Here is a 14,850-nt window from a genome sequence, read left to right as displayed (position 1 = left end):
CCGCGGCGGCGCCGTGCCGTCCCGCGAAGTCGCGACGAGCCGCCGGCGCCGGTGCTCTCACACGTGGCGCTCAGGATGGCTGGACTTCGTCGAAGAAGGCGAGGGCCTCGGTCGGGTCCGGGCTCACGAGGCGTTCCAGACCGGCCATCGTGAACTTCGCCCACCTGCCGGCCCGTGCCCACATCTGTTCCTCGAAGGCGCGGACGGCCTCGTCCAGATCGCCAGGACCGGGGGCGGCGGCGACGGACTCGGCGAGTTCGGCGCCCTCCAGCATCGCAAGGTTCGCGCCCACCCCCAACGGGGGCATCAGGTGGGCGGCGTCGCCCAGTAGCGTCACCCCGGGGACGTGGGCCCAGGTGTGGGACACGGGCAGGACGTACAGGGGGCGGGGGACGAAAGCGGTGCCGTGGCGGAGGAGGTCGAGGACGGGAGCGGCCCAGCCCTCGAACAGAGCCAGCAAACGTGATCGCACGGCCTCGACATCGGCCAGGTCCAGGCCTGCGCCCAGGACTGCGCCCAGGCCAGCGTCCAGGCCCGCGCGCCGGTTCACGCCCCTGTGCCGGTCCAGGCTCGTGTGCCAGTCCAGCGGCGCACGGAACTGGGCGTACACCTTGACGTGGCCGCCGCTGTTGCGCTGGGCGACGAGGCCGCGGTTCACGCCGTACACAGCCACGGAACCGTCGCCTATCAGCCGGGCCAGGTCGGGGTGACGGGTGTCGACGTCGTCCAGGGAGGTCTCGACCACGGTCACGCCGGTGTAGTGCGGCGTCGCGGACGAGACCGCCGGGCGGACCCGGGACCAGGCGCCGTCCGCGCCGACCACGAGGTCGAACGTCTCCTGTCGCCCGTCCGCGAAACGGACCAGCACGCCATCTCGGGTCCCCGGCACCACCTCCGTCACGCCCCGCCCCCACTGGACGTCCAGGGGGCCGAGCAGCAGATCACGGAGTTGCCCGCGGTCGATCTCGGGATTGGCCCGGTCATCCGGACGGGGTCGCCAGTCGCGCAGGACGGTCCCGTCCGTGTCCAGGATGCGCATGGCCTGCCCCTCGGGACGGGACAGCGCCCGGAACTCCGCCAGCAGTCCCGCCTTGTCCAGCGCGAGCTGGCCCAGATTTTCGTGCAGGTCCAGCGTGCCGCCCGGGGGACGGGCGTCGGGGGCGGGATCGCGTTCGAGGACGGTGACGGGGTGATCGTGGCGGTGCAGGACGCGGGCGAAGGTGAGGCCGGCGGGACCGCCTCCGATCACGGCGATACGATGTCTCATGTCGATACACTGTATTTTGCCGAGACGATGTATCGCAACAGTACGATGTACGCATGACTGTGTGGGACCGGCCGGAGCCGCCGACTCGCCCCGCGCCGCTCGACCGGGAGCGAATCGTCGCCGCCGCCATCTCGCTGGCCGACGAGGGCGGACTGGAGGCGGTGTCGTTGCGCAAGGTCGCCGCCCGGCTGGACGTCGGCCCGATGCGGCTGTACGGATACATCTCCACCAAGGAGGAGTTGTTCGACCTCATGGTGGACGAGGTCTACGCCGAGATCCTCCCCGAGGAGCGGCCAGGCGACTGGCGGGAGGCGCTACACATCCTCGCCCACCGCACCAGGCAGGCCACCCGCCGTCACGAATGGCTGGCCGACCTGCTCGGCGGCCGTCCGGCCCTGGGCCCGAACGCCCTCGCCGTGACCGAGACCACGCTCGCCGCCTTCGACGGCCTCGCCGACCTCGAGACCGTCGCGCGCGCCGTGGAGACCGTCAGCGCCTACTTCACCGGCGCGATCAGGCGCGAGATCGCGAACCTGCGGGCCGAGCGCGCCACGGGCCTGTCCGATCGCGACTGGCAGCGCGCCTCCGGACCGCATGTGACGAGGATGCTGGCCACGGGCCGGTTCCCGGCGCTGGCCAAGTTCGTGCACGACGGCACGGAGGTGGATGCCGACGTGTCCTTCGCGACCGGCCTGGACTGGGTCCTCGACGCCGTGGCCGCCAAACTCGCCCGGCCGTCGGCGTGACGCGCAGGATTTCCCGGTGACATCCGTGGCACCGCACGGCGCCGCCGGACCGGGCCCGCGCGATGGTGTGTCTCCTGGCGCCCTCGGGCGAGGGGGTGCTCGCGCGCCGGCGGCCATCGGGCACCGGGCCTGCCGGAACGGCAGGCCCGGTAGCCCCCGTCAGGCGAGGGTGATGCTGTCGCCGCTCACCGTGATCTTCTTCTCGGCGAGCGGCTTGGCCGCCGGGCCGTTGGTCACGGAGCCGTCCTTGGCGCTGAACTTGCTGCCGTGGCACGGGCAGACGATCTCGTTGTTCGAGACGCTGGAGACCGGGCAGCCCTGGTGGGTGCAGGTCGCGCTGAACGCCTTGAACTCGCCGGCCGCCGGCTGCGTGACGACGACGTCCTTGTCCTTGAAGACCTTGCCGCCGCCCTGGGGAATGTCGGAGGTCTTCGCGAGCTCGCCCCCGCCCTGTGCCGCCTGAGACTGGGACTGGCCGCCCTGGGACCCGTCCTGGCCCGCCGACACCGTCGTGTCGTCCCCGTCGGAGGCGCCGCACGCGCTCAGCGCCACGGCCAGCCCGGCGCCTCCGGCGCCGAAGATCACGGCCCGGCGTGTCGTATCCGTCATGCTCATCCTTCCCTGATGCGGCGGCCCGGGACGTCCACGGCCCCGGGTCCTTCCCCTGCGCGACGCGTCACCCTGTGTGTCCTCAGGTACGGCCATCACCCCGTCGCCGGTTCAGAGTGACGCGGTCGGAAGCAGAAGAGTAGGGAGAAATAATGAGACGAATACTCATACGCCCAAGATCTTGCGCAGGAACGTGCCGGTGTGGCTCTCCTCGACCCGGGCGACCTCTTCGGGCGTGCCGGCGGCGATGACCCTGCCGCCGCCGGACCCGCCCTCGGGCCCCATGTCGACGATCCAGTCGGCGGTCTTGATGACGTCGAGGTTGTGCTCGATCACGATCACCGTGTTGCCGGCGTCCACGAGCCGGTTGAGCACGCCGAGCAGCCGCCGGATGTCCTCGAAGTGCAGACCGGTGGTCGGCTCGTCCAGCACGTACACCGTGCGGCCGGTCGAGCGCCGCTGCAGCTCGGAGGCGAGCTTCACCCGCTGCGCCTCGCCGCCCGACAGCGTGGTCGCGGGCTGGCCCAGCCGTACGTAACCGAGACCGACGTCGTTCAGGGTCTGCAGGTGACGGCGGATGGCGGGGATCGCCTCGAAGAACTCCAGGGCCTCCTCGATCGGCATGTCGAGGACCTCGGCGATCGTCTTGCCCTTGTAGTGGACCTCCAGCGTCTCCCGGTTGTACCGGGCGCCGTGGCAGACCTCACAGGGGACGTAGACGTCCGGCAGGAAGTTCATCTCGATCTTGATGGTGCCGTCGCCGGAGCACGCCTCGCAGCGCCCGCCCTTGACGTTGAAGCTGAACCGGCCCTGAAGGTAACCGCGGACCTTCGCCTCGGTCGTGGCCGCGAACAGCTTGCGCACGTGGTCGAAGACGCCGGTGTACGTCGCCGGGTTGGACCTCGGCGTACGGCCGATCGGCGACTGGTCGACGTGGACGACCTTGTCCACCAGGTCGGTGCCGACGACCCGGGAGTGCCGCCCCGGCACGGTCTTGGCCCCGTTCAGCTCCTTGGCCAGCGCCGCGTACAGGATGTCGTTGACCAGCGTCGACTTGCCGGACCCCGAGACGCCGGTGACCGCGGTGAAGACGCCGAGCGGGAACTCGACGTCCACTCCCTTCAGGTTGTGCTCACGGGCGCCCTTCACGACGAGCTGCCGCTTCTTGTCCCGCGGGCGCCGGATCTCCGGCACGGTGATCGCCTTGCGGCCCGACAGGTACGCGCCGGTCAGCGACTGCTCGCTGGCGAGCAGCTCCTGCACGGTGCCGGACACGACGACCTGGCCGCCGTGCTCACCCGCGCCCGGGCCGATGTCGACCACCCAGTCGGCGGCGGCGATGGTGTCCTCGTCGTGCTCGACCACGATCAGCGTGTTGCCCATGTCGCGCAGCCGGATCAGCGTCTCCAGCAGGCGCTGGTTGTCCCGCTGGTGCAGGCCGATGGACGGCTCGTCCAGCACGTACAGCACGCCGACCAGGCCGGAGCCGATCTGGGTCGCCAGCCGGATCCGCTGCGCCTCGCCGCCCGCCAGCGTGCCGGCGGCACGGTCGAGCGTGAGGTAGTCGAGGCCGACGTCGAGCAGGAAGCCCAGCCGGGCGTTGATCTCCTTGACCACCCGCTCGGCGATGTGCATGTCGCGCTCGGACAGCCGCAGGCCGGACAGGAACTTGGCGCAGTCGGCGATCGACATCCCCGAGACCTCGGCGATCGAGGCGTCCCCGACGGTCACGGCCAGCGAGACCGGCTTGAGGCGGCGGCCCTTACAGGCGGGGCAGGGCACCTCGCGCATGAAGCCCTCGAACCGCTCCCGGCTGGCGTCGCTCTCCGACTCGGCGTGCCGGCGCTGGACCCAGGGGATCACACCCTCGAACTCGGTGTAGTAGGACCGCTGCCTGCCGTACCGGTTGCTGTAGCGGATGTGGACCTGCTCGTCGTGACCGTGCAGGATCGCCTTCTGCGCCTTCTTCGGCAGCCGCTCCCACGGGGTGTCCAGGTCGAAGCCGAGCGCGTTGCCCAGCGCCTCCAGCAGCCGCACGAAGTAGTCGCTGGTGTGGCCGTTCGCCCACGGGCTGATCGCGCCGTCGCCAAGCGTGCGTTCGGGGTCGGGCACGAGGAGGTCGGGGTCGACCTCCATGCGGGTGCCGAGGCCGGTGCACTCGGGGCAGGCGCCGAAGGGCGAGTTGAACGAGAACGACCGGGGCTCCAGCTCCTCGAACGACAGGTCGTCGTAGGGGCAGTAGAGGTGCTCGGAGTAGAAGCGCTCACGGTTGGGGTCGTCGTCCGGAAGGTCGACGAAGTCGAGCGTGATCGTGCCGCCGGACAGCTGCAGCGCGGTCTCCACCGAGTCGGTGAGCCTGCGCCGCGCGCTCTCCTTGACCGACAGCCGGTCGACGATCACCTCGATGTCGTGCTTCTCGTACTTCTTGAGGGTCGGCGGCTCCTCCAGCCGCACGATCGTGCCGTCCACGCGGGCGCGGGCGTAGCCCTTGGTCTGCAGCTCGCGGAACAGCTCGGCGTACTCGCCCTTGCGGCCGCGGATGATCGGGGCGAGGACCTGGAAGCGGGTGCCCTCCTCCAGTTCGAGCACACGGTCGACGATCTGCTGCGGCGTCTGGCGGGCGATCGGGCGTCCGCACTGCGGGCAGTGCGGCTTGCCGATGCGCGCCCACAGCAGACGCAGGTAGTCGTAGACCTCGGTGATCGTGCCGACGGTCGAACGGGGGTTGCGGCTGGTGGACTTCTGGTCGATGGAGACGGCCGGGGAAAGGCCCTCGATGAAGTCCACGTCGGGCTTGTCCATCTGACCCAGGAACTGCCGGGCGTACGCGGACAGGGACTCCACGTACCGGCGCTGTCCCTCGGCGAAGATCGTGTCGAAGGCCAGGCTGGACTTGCCGGAGCCCGAGAGCCCGGTGAAGACGATCAGAGCGTCTCGCGGGAGGTCGAGCGAGACGTCCTTCAAATTGTGTTCGCGTGCGCCACGCACGATCAGGCGGTCAGCCACGGTGGTCCCGATAGGTCGATGAGGTGAATGGAGGTGCACGGGCAGGCTATCCAGAGCCACCGACAATTTCGGGGGGCATCGTCCGGCGGCCGGAAGGGGCGGCCCCGCGTGCTTCCGTGGGACACGCTCCGTGAACCAGGGTATGAGCTTCGTCAAACCCGCGCCCGGCATCCGCGCGAAACCCCTGCTCATACAACCTCCGGGGACGCCCTCCTCTTCCCGCGCGGTTGCGGGGACGGCGGCCGGGGACTCCAGGGCATGATTCTTGCCATGTCCGTTATCGACGAGATCGCGCGGGAGCTGGCCGAGGCGACCGAGCGCCTGCTGGCGACCGCCGCACGCCTCACCGACGAGGATCTCCGCGCGCCGTCCCTGCTGCCCGGGTGGACGAGGGGGCACGTGCTCACGCACGTCGCCCGCAACGCCGACAGCTACGTCAACCTGCTGGACTGGGCGCGCACGGGGGTGCGCACTCCGCAGTACGCCTCGGCGCGGGCCCGCGAGGCCGGCATCGAGGCGGGTGCCGGCCGCCCGGCCGGTGAACAGCTCGCCGACCTGCGCGACAGCGCGCAGCGGTTCGCGGCGGCGGTCGGGCGGATGCCCGCCGAGGCGTGGACCACGCCGGTCTCGGGGATGAACCCGCCCGAGCACCCCTCCTGGTACGTCCCGATCCGCCGGCTCAGGGAGGTCGAGGTGCACCACGCCGACCTCGGGGCAGGGTACGGATGGGCCGACTGGCCCGAGACGTACGTGAGACGAGAGCTGTACGACACGATGCTCTGGCTCGGCGACGAGGGCCCGGTGGGCGAGGTCGTCGCCCGCGACCCGGGCACCGGCGAGGTGCTGAGGGTCTGGACCGGCCTCGGCGACGGCCCGGCCGTGGAGGGGACGCCGCGCGAGCTGCTGGCCTGGCTCGCGGGCAGGACCGACGGCACGGGCCTGCGGCTCGCCGCACCGCACGGACACATCCGGCACGACGCCTCCGATGCGCGCCTCCGGCACGACGCCTCCGATGCGCGCCTTCGGCATGACACAGCCGGTGCACGCGACCGGGACGACGCGGCCGGGAGGCTGCCGTCCCCACCGCCCTGGCCGAAGCCGTCTCCGGCGGGGCTGCCCACCGAACCACCGTCGTCCTGGCCGCCCGCCGGGAACTAGAGAGGAACGATCATGACTTATACCGGAAACGTCACCAAGGGCGGACCCGCCGACGTACGCGAGGTCCCCGGGCTGACGATCTCGAAGATCGAGGTCGGCGACTTCGGCAACAACGCGTACCTGCTCCGGTGCGCCGAGACCGGCGACGGGCTGCTGATCGACGCGGCGGCCGAGCCCGACCGGCTGCTCGAACTCATCGGCGACATGCCGATCAGCTCGATCGTGACCACCCACCGGCACCCCGACCACTGGGGGGCTCTGGAGGAGGTCGCCCGGGCCACCGGCGCGCAGACGGTCGCGCACCCTCTCGACGCCCCCGAGCTGCCCGTGAAGATCACCAGGGAGGTCGAGCACGGCGACCGGGTGACGGTCGGCGTGGTGACGCTGGACGTCATCCACCTGCGCGGTCACACCCCCGGCTCGATCGCGCTGCTCTACCAGGACCGCCACCTGTTCACCGGCGACTCCCTGTTCCCCGGCGGCGTCGGCAACACCCAGAAGGACCCGGCGCGGTTCGAGCAGCTGTTCACGGACGTGGTGGAACGGATCTTCGACCGTCTGCCGGACGAGACGTGGGTCTACCCCGGCCACGGCAGGGACACCACCCTCGGCGCCGAGCGGCCGCACCTGCCCGAGTGGAAGGCCCGCGGCTGGTGACGTACGCCTGACGTACGCCCGGACGACCGGCGTCCCGCCGCGGGACGCCGGCTCGCGCGCCCCGGTTCTCTCAGTCCGATTCTGTCGGTCCGGTTCCGTCGGTCCGGTTCCGTCGGTCCGGTTCCGTCGGTCCGGTTCCGTCGGTCCGGTTCCGTCGGTCCGGTTCCGTCGGTCCCGGGCCGTGAGCCGCGGCGCGTGATCCGGTTCGCGTGATTCGGAGGGCTCCTGAGGGGCAGCGGCTACCGCACGGACCGTCGGAGGAGCCCCCGGATGACCCCCCTCGTGACCACCCCCCTCGCGAGCGCGGCCGCGTGGAGCGGCCATGACACGCGCCTCATCGTGGCCGCCCTGGCCGGCATCGCCGTCATCGTGCTGCTGATCACGAAGCTGCGGACCCACCCGTTCCTCGCCCTCGCGCTCGGCTCGGGCGTGCTCGGCCTGGTGGCCGGCATGGCCCCGGAAAAGCTGATCGACAGCTTCTCCACCGGGCTCGGCTCGACCGTGGCCGGCGTCGGCGTGCTCATCGCACTCGGCGCGATGCTGGGCAAGCTGCTGGCCGACTCGGGCGGGGCCGAGGAGATCGTGGACGGCATCCTGCGCCGCAGCGGCGACCGGGCCCTGCCGTGGGCGATGACCCTGATCGCGGTGCTCATCGGACTGCCGATGTTCTTCGAGATCGGGCTGGTCCTGCTGATCCCCGTCATCCTGCTGGTGGCCCGGCGCAGCGGCCGTCCGCTGCTGCTGATCGCGGTCCCCGCCCTGGCGGGCCTGTCCGTCCTGCACGGCCTGGTGCCCCCGCATCCCGGACCGCTGGTCGCGATCGACACGCTCAAGGCGGACCTCGGGCTCACGCTCGGGCTGGGCCTGCTGGTGGCGATCCCGACCGTGATCGTGTCCGGCCCGCTGTTCGCCAGGTTCGCCGCCCGATGGGTGCGGCCGGCGCCGCCCGAGCGCCTCGAACGCGAGCAGACCCCCGAACCGGAGGACGCGGAGCGCCCCCGGCCGGGGTTCGGCGTCACGGTGGCCACGATCCTGCTGCCGGTCGTGCTGATGCTGGGCCGGGCCGTCGCGGAGATCGTCCTGCCGAAGGACCACGCGGTGCGCACGGTGTTCGAGGTCATCGGCACTCCCCTGATCGCCCTGCTCATCGGGGTGATCGTGGCGATGTTCACGCTGGGCCGCGCCGCGGACTTCGGCCGGGCCCGGATCTCCTCCGCGATCGCCGACTCGCTGCCGCCGATCGCCGGGATCCTGCTCATCGTCGGCGCGGGCGGAGGATTCAAGCAGACCCTGGTCGACTCGGGCGTCGGCAAGGTCATCGGCGAGGCCGCGCAGAGCGCGAGCGTGCCCGTGCTCGTGCTCGGCTGGCTGATCGCCGTCGGAATCCGTCTCGCCACCGGTTCCGCCACGGTCGCCACGATCTCCGCCGCCGGGATCGCCGCTCCGCTGGCGGCCGGGCTCTCCCCCGCCCACGTCGCCCTGCTCGTGCTCGCCATAGGCGCCGGTTCCCTGTTCTTCTCCCACGTGAACGACGCCGGGTTCTGGCTGGTCAAGGAGTATCTCGGGATGTCCGTCGGCGAGACCGTCAAGAGCTGGTCGATCATGGAGGCGATCATCTCGGTGGTGTCGTTCTGCTGCGTGCTCCTGCTCGGGCTGGTGCTCTGAGGACCTTCCGGGGACCTCCGTATAGTTGTCGGCGCAAGCCGTCCTTCCCCTGGAGCCCGGGCACCTCATGGAGATCACTGGAATCGAACTGCGCCGGATCGCGATGCCGCTCGTCGCGCCGTTCCGGACGTCGTTCGGCACCGAGACCACCCGCGACGTTCTGCTGGTGCGGGTGGTGACGCCGGAGGCCGAGGGCTGGGGCGAGTGCGTGGCGATGTCCGAGCCGCTGTACTCCTCCGAGTACGTGGACGCGGCGGCCGACGTGCTGCGGCGTTTCCTGATCCCCGCGCTTCCCCGCGAGCTGGATCCGCAGGCCGTCGGTCCCGCCCTCGCGCCGTTCAAGGGCCACCGGATGGCGAAGGCGGCGCTGGAGGCCGCGGTGCTCGACGCGTCGCTCCGGATCACCGGGGAGTCCTTCGCCCGCTACCTCGGCGCCACCCGTGACCGCGTCCCCTGCGGCGTCTCGGTCGGGATCATGGGCTCGGTGGCCGAACTGCTCGACACCGTCGGGGCGTACGTCGAGGAGGGCTACGTACGTGTCAAGCTGAAGATCGGGCCGGGGTGGGACGTGACGCCGGTCCGCGCGGTCCGCGAGCGGTTCGGGGAGGACCTGCTGCTCCAGGTGGACGCCAACGCGGCCTACACGCTCGCGGACGCCCGTCATCTGGCCCGGCTGGACGACTTCGACCTCCTGCTGATCGAGCAGCCGCTGGCCGACGACGACCTCGTGCAGCACGCCCGGCTCGCCCGCTCGATCCGCACGCCGATCTGCCTCGACGAGTCCATCGAGTCGGCCGCCCACGCGGCGGCGGCGATCAGCCTCGGCGCGTGCTCGGTGGTCAACATCAAGCCCGGCAGAGTGGGCGGTTACCTGGAGGCCCGGCGCATCCACGACCTGTGCCGCGCCCACGGCGTCGCGGTGTGGTGCGGCGGCATGCTGGAGACCGGGATCGGGCGGGCTGCCAACGTCGCGCTGGCCGCGCTGCCCGGTTTCACGCTCCCGGGCGACACCTCCGCCTCCCGGCGCTACTTCCACACCGACGTGACCCCGCCGTTCGAGCTGGACGGCGGGCACCTCGACGTTCCGGACGGTCCGGGGCTGGGCGTGGACCCCGTCCCGGACGTCCTGGACAAGGTCACCACGGCGACGGAGTGGATCAGCCTGTGACGGCCCGGACCGGTCAGGCGTCGCCGAGAGCAGGGACGACCCGTCAGGCGTCGCCAAGAGCAGGGTGCGGCCGGGGCTCGCCGGTGGTGAAGACCTTCACGATGCGGTCGGCCGCGAGAGCGGGCTCCTCCGCGCTCTCCACGACGTCGCCCCAGGACCAGCGGTAGAACCAGCCGTCCGACATCGCGACGCAGTCCACGGTCTCGGTGAACAGCGCGGCGTCAGGGTCGCGGACCTTCAGCGAGGGCGGGTCGGGGCGCAAAGACGCCTCCAGCCCCCGCAGTTCAAGCTCCCGGGCCAGTTTGCCGAGGAAGTACGTCCGGGTGTGCTCACGAGGAGGCATGGCGACCAGGGCTCCATTGGACTAGGCGGTTTTCTCCACTGATTGGCCGGGCCCAAGGTGGCGGGCCCCAGCCGACCGGGGCCCTGTTCGTGCGACGACGTCAGCCCGCGTTCTCCGAGCGTCGTTCCCTGCGCTGCTGCTGTTTGAACATGAGAACGCGAAGCGGAATGGCGGACACGATCGCGATCTGCATGGTGGCGCCCACCTTGATGAGCTGGTCGCCGCCCGCGAGACCGGCCGCCCAGATCGTCAGGCAGGCCACGTTGATCAGCATCCAGGCCAGCACGACGGCGGCCAGGTTGCCCTTCGGCTTGGGGTATTCGATCCGGCTGACCATGAGCCAGGCCACGGCGAAGATGGCGGCGAGCGTGACGTAGTTCGGCTGGAAGAGCAGCACGATCGACACCACGGTCATCGCGCCCATCGGGATCGGCAGGCCCATGAAGTCGCCGCTCTTGGTCTTCACGCAGGCGAAGCGGGCCAGCCGTACGACGCCGGCGAGCAGCACGGACCCGGCCGCGCACAGCACCAGCCACAGCGGGAGCTTGCCGGAGAAACCGGCCCAGATCATCACCATGAAGGCGGGCGCGAAGCCGAAGCTGATCACGTCGGCGAGGTTGTCCAGCTCGGCGCCCATCGCGGACGCGCGGAACTTCCTGGCCACCAGGCCGTCGAACAGGTCGCAGGTCGCGCCGATGAGCAGCAGCACCACGGCCGTGCCGAAGAAGCGCGGGTCGGGGGCGAACTTGCCGCCGGCCTGCAAGTCGCTGATCGCCGACCAGGCGAGCACGCAGACGGCGAGGAAACCGCTCAGGGCGTTGCCGAGCGACAGGGAGTCGGCGGCCGACAGGCGGAAGGCCTTGCCGACGGGCCCACGCGGCTCCTCGGCCACCTCCTCCACCGGCCAGGAGGCCTCGGCTCCGAGGTCAGACGTGGTCAAGGCGCGTCACCCCCGCGACGGTCCGGGTGCCGACGGTGACCGCCGGCCTGATGCCCTCGGGCAGGTAGACGTCCACCCGGGAGCCGAAACGGATCAGGCCGACCCGCTCGCCCTGGACGACCTTCGCGCCCGCGAACAGGTACGGCACGATACGGCGCGCGACGGCGCCGGCGATCTGCACCATCTCGATGTCCCCGATCGCGGTGTCGAAATGCCAGACGACACGCTCGTTCTTGTCGCTGTCCTTGTTGAACGCGGGCACGAAGCCGCCGGGCACGTGCTCGACCGAGGTGACCGTGCCGGCCGCGGGCGCCCGGTTGACGTGCACGTTCAGCGGGCTCATGAAGATCGCGACGCGGGTGCGGCCGTCCGGCCACGGGTCGATGCTCTGCACGACGCCGTCGGCGGGCGAGATGAGCCTGCCCTCGCCGGGCGCGCGCTCGGGATCGCGGAAGAACCACAGCATCCCGCCGGTGAGTGCGGCGAGCGGCGCCGCGGCCAGCGCCCAACGGGGCGACCTGCGGGTGAGGACGGCGGTGACGGCCGCCGCCGCGGCGGTCGGAGCCAGCCACGGGGACACCCCGCGTGCGAGCCTGACTCGGCCCCGGGCACTTCCCGCGAGCCCGGATTCAGGGCCGCGGGGCAACGATTCGTTGGACACAGATGACCTTTGTACTCTTCTGGCGACTATGGAGCGGCATGCGAGCTAACGATCGATATTACCGATCCGGCAGTCAATGTGTGGCACAACGAGAACAAGCAAACAGGGTGAGTGCCCGTTTCGCTAGCCCTGCGGGGCTTCCGCCTGAGACGCCTCCGTCTGAGAGGCTTCCGCCGGAGTAATGGCCCTGTCGTCGCGGCGAGCCTTGATGAGACTGGCGACGGTGGTCACGGCCATGGTCACGCCGATGACCGCCAGCGACACCCAGATGGGGATCTGAGGGGCCCAGGAGACCTCGTTCTCGTGAAGTGCTTCGAGAATCAGCTTAACCCCGATGAATCCGAGGATGAACGCCAATCCGTAGCTGATGTAGACCAGCCGCTGCAGCAGTCCGCCGAGCAGGAAGTAGAGCTGACGCAGTCCCATCAGGGCGAACGCGTTCGCGGAGAACACGATGAAGGCCGCCTTCGTGAGCCCGAAGATGGCCGGGATCGAATCGAGGGCGAACAGTAGATCCGTGGTGCCGATGGCGATCATCACGATCAGCATGGGTGTCACCATGCGCTTGCCGTCCACGCGCACGGTCACCCGGGAGCCGACGTAGTCGGGGGTGGTCGGGAAGACCCGCCGGGCCCAGCGCAGGAGGATGTTCTCGTTGAACTCCTCGTCCTCCTTGTTGTGGTCCCTGATCAGCGTGTACGCCGTGTAGATGAGGAAGACCCCGAACGCGTACAGCAGCCAGCCGAAGCGGCTCAGCGCGGCGGCCCCGATGGCGATGAAGATCCCGCGCATGACGAGCGCCAGGAGGATGCCGACCAGCAGGACCTTGTGCTGGTAGATCCGGGGCACCCCGAAGCGGGTCATGATGATGTAGAAGACGAACAGGTTGTCGACGCTGAGGCTGTATTCCGTCAGATAGCCCGCGAAGAACTCGCCACCGGTCCCGGGACCGGCCCAGACCGTTAACCCGATGCCGAACAGCACGGCCAGGCAGACGTAGAAGCCCACCCAGATGCCGGCTTGCCGCATCGAGAACTCGCGTGGTTCACCCCGATCGACGATCCACAGGTCGACGGCGACCACGACAAGAAGACCCACGATGACCAGGGCCCACAACCACAGGGGCGCATGTACCACGATTACCTCCGGCGCGCGCTGAACACACTGCCGGAGGTCTCTCCCGCCCGTACGCGCACGGCGGACCGACGGCCCCGGGTGCTTACACCGTGATGACGGAACCGCCGCGAAGGGATACTCCCCCCCCAACCCGTCCAGTATATGGATCAGACTTAGCCTCACCTAATCCTTGCCGGAACGTCGGCGCTCGTCCGCAGGAACGCGCGACGGCTCACCGGGCCGCCGGTCTTGTGTCACCGGCGCGAGAGGGGGGTCGCACCCTCTCGCCACCCCGCCGCCGCTACGAGGCGAGCCCGTACGCCGCGAGCACCGCCCGCAGCGCCGCGTCCTCGTCGGGCAGCTCACGGCCACGCCGTACGGACGCCTCCGCCAGGCGGGCGGCCAGGGCCGGATCGCCGAGCAGGCGGCCGATCTCCCGGCTCAACGCGCCGGGGTCCTGCGGTGGCACCAGCAGGGCCGCCTCGCCCACCATCCCGGGCACGCCGCCCACGCGGGTCGCGATGATCGGCCTGCCCGCCCGCAGCGCCTCCTGGACGCTCAGCGGCTGCCCTTCCCATCGGCTGGGCACGATCACCGCCGTCGCGACCTGGAGCAGGTCGGCCGGTTCTGCCCAGCCGTACAGGACCACGGGCAGTTCCTCGGCCTCGACGCGGGCCTGAAGCTCCTCGCGCAGCGGCCCGTCACCCGCGATCACGAAGACCGGGTCCCCCTTGTACGGCGCGGCCGCCGCGTCGAGCAGCGTCTCCAGGCCCTTCTGCTGGGCCAGCCGGGCGACCGTGAGCAGGATCGGCCGCTCCTGCACGGCCCGCGGCGCGTCCGCCGGGCCGGGCAGCCGGGTGGCGATCTCGGCCCGCACGTCCTCGGCCGGGCGGGCGGGTTCGGCGAGCGGCGGCGCGGGCACGACCGCGAGGTCCACCCCCCGGGCGCCCCTGGCCCGCATGCGCTCCGCGACGTCGGGCGAGATGGCCAGAACCCGGTCCGCACGCCGGGCGACGATCCGTTCCAGCAGCCGGTAGACCGCGCCGATCGCGCCGCCCGCCGTGACCGCGTTGTGCAGGGTGACCACGAGGCGCGGCCATCCCCGCGCCCCGGTGAGGGCGAGCGCGGCCAGCGCTCCGGCCCGCAGGCCGTGGGCGTGGACGACGTCCGCGCCGCGGGCGAGCCTGCGCAGGCGCAGGGCGGTCCGCAGGTCGTACGCGGGGTGCGGCCGATCGGCGATCACGACCTCGGCGAAACCCGCGCCGGTGCCGGTGAAAGAGAATGCCTCCTCGGTGCTGCCGGGACCCGCGACCAGCACGCGGTGCCCCCGCGTGACCAGCCCACCGGCGAGCATCCGCACGTGCCGGGCCACGCCCCCCACGCTCGATCCCAGCACGAGCACGATTCGACTCATGCCGCCTCCTCGCCTCCGGCTCGGAGTGGCATGCGCCAGACGCTGTGCTTACTGATTCGCTCGCTACGCTCGCTCATGCCACCTCCTCGCCTCCGGCTCG

The 14,850-nt window shown here is 70.9% G+C and carries 13 protein-coding genes; 5 read left to right on the top strand and 8 right to left on the bottom strand.

Features of this window, described 5'->3' with window-relative positions:
* Positions 1-70: 70 nt before the first annotated feature.
* A complete protein-coding gene (locus Msi02_RS31200; protein ID WP_204051525.1) occupies positions 71-1,267 on the bottom strand; it encodes an FAD-dependent oxidoreductase in 1,197 nt (398 codons plus the stop codon).
* Positions 1,268-1,320: 53 nt separating this feature from the next.
* Between Msi02_RS31200 and Msi02_RS31195 the strand changes: the two genes are divergently transcribed.
* Complete coding sequence (locus Msi02_RS31195) at positions 1,321-2,013, top strand: TetR/AcrR family transcriptional regulator (RefSeq protein ID WP_204051524.1); 693 nt, start codon at positions 1,321-1,323, stop codon at positions 2,011-2,013.
* 159 nt (positions 2,014-2,172) lie between these two features.
* On the opposite strand, the gene Msi02_RS31190 is transcribed toward Msi02_RS31195, so the two are convergent.
* Together Msi02_RS31190 and uvrA are read right to left on the bottom strand one after the other, a co-directional pair.
* Entirely contained in the window at positions 2,173-2,622 is a 450-nt protein-coding gene (locus Msi02_RS31190) for a Rieske (2Fe-2S) protein (RefSeq protein WP_204051523.1), read from the bottom strand.
* A 165-nt stretch (positions 2,623-2,787) separates the two neighbouring features.
* Positions 2,788-5,628, bottom strand: coding sequence for an excinuclease ABC subunit UvrA (gene uvrA / locus Msi02_RS31185; protein WP_204051522.1), 2,841 nt, complete (start codon positions 5,626-5,628; stop codon positions 2,788-2,790).
* 270 nt (positions 5,629-5,898) lie between these two features.
* Here uvrA and Msi02_RS31180 point away from each other — a divergent pair, with 270 nt between their 5' ends.
* The 4 genes from Msi02_RS31180 to menC all read left to right on the top strand — a co-directional run bounded on the left by Msi02_RS31180 (position 5,899) and on the right by menC (position 10,276).
* Complete coding sequence (locus Msi02_RS31180; protein WP_204051521.1) at positions 5,899-6,786, top strand: maleylpyruvate isomerase family mycothiol-dependent enzyme; 888 nt, start codon at positions 5,899-5,901, stop codon at positions 6,784-6,786.
* A gap of 12 nt (positions 6,787-6,798) precedes the next feature.
* On the top strand, positions 6,799-7,443 hold the full coding sequence (locus tag Msi02_RS31175) for an MBL fold metallo-hydrolase (protein ID WP_079319424.1): 645 nt from the start codon (positions 6,799-6,801) through the stop codon (positions 7,441-7,443).
* Positions 7,444-7,713: 270 nt separating this feature from the next.
* Positions 7,714-9,108 carry a GntT/GntP/DsdX family permease gene (locus Msi02_RS31170; protein ID WP_204051520.1) on the top strand — a complete coding sequence of 465 codons (1,395 nt, stop codon included), beginning with the start codon at positions 7,714-7,716 and terminating at the stop codon, positions 9,106-9,108.
* Positions 9,109-9,175: 67 nt separating this feature from the next.
* The gene (menC, locus tag Msi02_RS31165; protein WP_204051519.1) at positions 9,176-10,276 is read left to right on the top strand and encodes an o-succinylbenzoate synthase; all 1,101 of its coding nucleotides are present in this window, start codon (positions 9,176-9,178) and stop codon (positions 10,274-10,276) included.
* A gap of 43 nt (positions 10,277-10,319) precedes the next feature.
* Here the strand turns inward: menC and Msi02_RS31160 are convergent, their stop codons facing one another.
* The 5 genes from Msi02_RS31160 to Msi02_RS31140 all read right to left on the bottom strand — a co-directional run bounded on the left by Msi02_RS31160 (position 10,320) and on the right by Msi02_RS31140 (position 14,750).
* On the bottom strand, positions 10,320-10,619 hold the full coding sequence (locus tag Msi02_RS31160) for a hypothetical protein (protein WP_079319427.1): 300 nt from the start codon (positions 10,617-10,619) through the stop codon (positions 10,320-10,322).
* Positions 10,620-10,719: 100 nt separating this feature from the next.
* Entirely contained in the window at positions 10,720-11,559 is an 840-nt protein-coding gene (pssA, locus tag Msi02_RS31155) for a CDP-diacylglycerol--serine O-phosphatidyltransferase (RefSeq protein WP_204051518.1), read from the bottom strand.
* Positions 11,546-12,205, bottom strand: coding sequence for a phosphatidylserine decarboxylase (locus tag Msi02_RS31150; protein WP_079319437.1), 660 nt, complete (start codon positions 12,203-12,205; stop codon positions 11,546-11,548). Before Msi02_RS31150 ends, pssA begins: the two co-directional genes overlap by 14 nt.
* A gap of 138 nt (positions 12,206-12,343) precedes the next feature.
* Complete coding sequence (locus tag Msi02_RS31145; RefSeq protein ID WP_239108855.1) at positions 12,344-13,357, bottom strand: TerC family protein; 1,014 nt, start codon at positions 13,355-13,357, stop codon at positions 12,344-12,346.
* A gap of 280 nt (positions 13,358-13,637) precedes the next feature.
* Positions 13,638-14,750 carry a glycosyltransferase family 4 protein gene (locus tag Msi02_RS31140; protein WP_204051517.1) on the bottom strand — a complete coding sequence of 371 codons (1,113 nt, stop codon included), beginning with the start codon at positions 14,748-14,750 and terminating at the stop codon, positions 13,638-13,640.
* Positions 14,751-14,850: the final 100 nt, after the last annotated feature.

This window comes from Microbispora siamensis (assembly GCF_016863095.1).
GTDB classification, from domain to species: Bacteria; Actinomycetota; Actinomycetes; order Streptosporangiales; family Streptosporangiaceae; genus Microbispora; species Microbispora siamensis.
This window is presented reverse-complemented; position numbering and strand designations above follow the sequence as displayed.

Excerpts from the sequence above, each read along its gene's own strand:
- Msi02_RS31200 (WP_204051525.1), bottom strand. The coding sequence starts at position 1,267 with ATGAGACATCGTATCGCCGTGATCGGAGGCGGTCCCGCCGGCCTCACC.
- Msi02_RS31195 (WP_204051524.1), top strand. The coding sequence starts at position 1,321 with ATGACTGTGTGGGACCGGCCGGAGCCGCCGACTCGCCCCGCGCCGCTC.
- Msi02_RS31190 (WP_204051523.1), bottom strand. The coding sequence starts at position 2,622 with ATGACGGATACGACACGCCGGGCCGTGATCTTCGGCGCCGGAGGCGCC.
- Msi02_RS31180 (WP_204051521.1), top strand. The coding sequence starts at position 5,899 with ATGTCCGTTATCGACGAGATCGCGCGGGAGCTGGCCGAGGCGACCGAG.
- Msi02_RS31175 (WP_079319424.1), top strand. The coding sequence starts at position 6,799 with ATGACTTATACCGGAAACGTCACCAAGGGCGGACCCGCCGACGTACGC.
- Msi02_RS31170 (WP_204051520.1), top strand. The coding sequence starts at position 7,714 with ATGACCCCCCTCGTGACCACCCCCCTCGCGAGCGCGGCCGCGTGGAGC.
- menC (WP_204051519.1), top strand. The coding sequence starts at position 9,176 with ATGGAGATCACTGGAATCGAACTGCGCCGGATCGCGATGCCGCTCGTC.
- Msi02_RS31160 (WP_079319427.1), bottom strand. The coding sequence starts at position 10,619 with ATGCCTCCTCGTGAGCACACCCGGACGTACTTCCTCGGCAAACTGGCC.
- Msi02_RS31140 (WP_204051517.1), bottom strand. The coding sequence starts at position 14,750 with ATGAGTCGAATCGTGCTCGTGCTGGGATCGAGCGTGGGGGGCGTGGCC.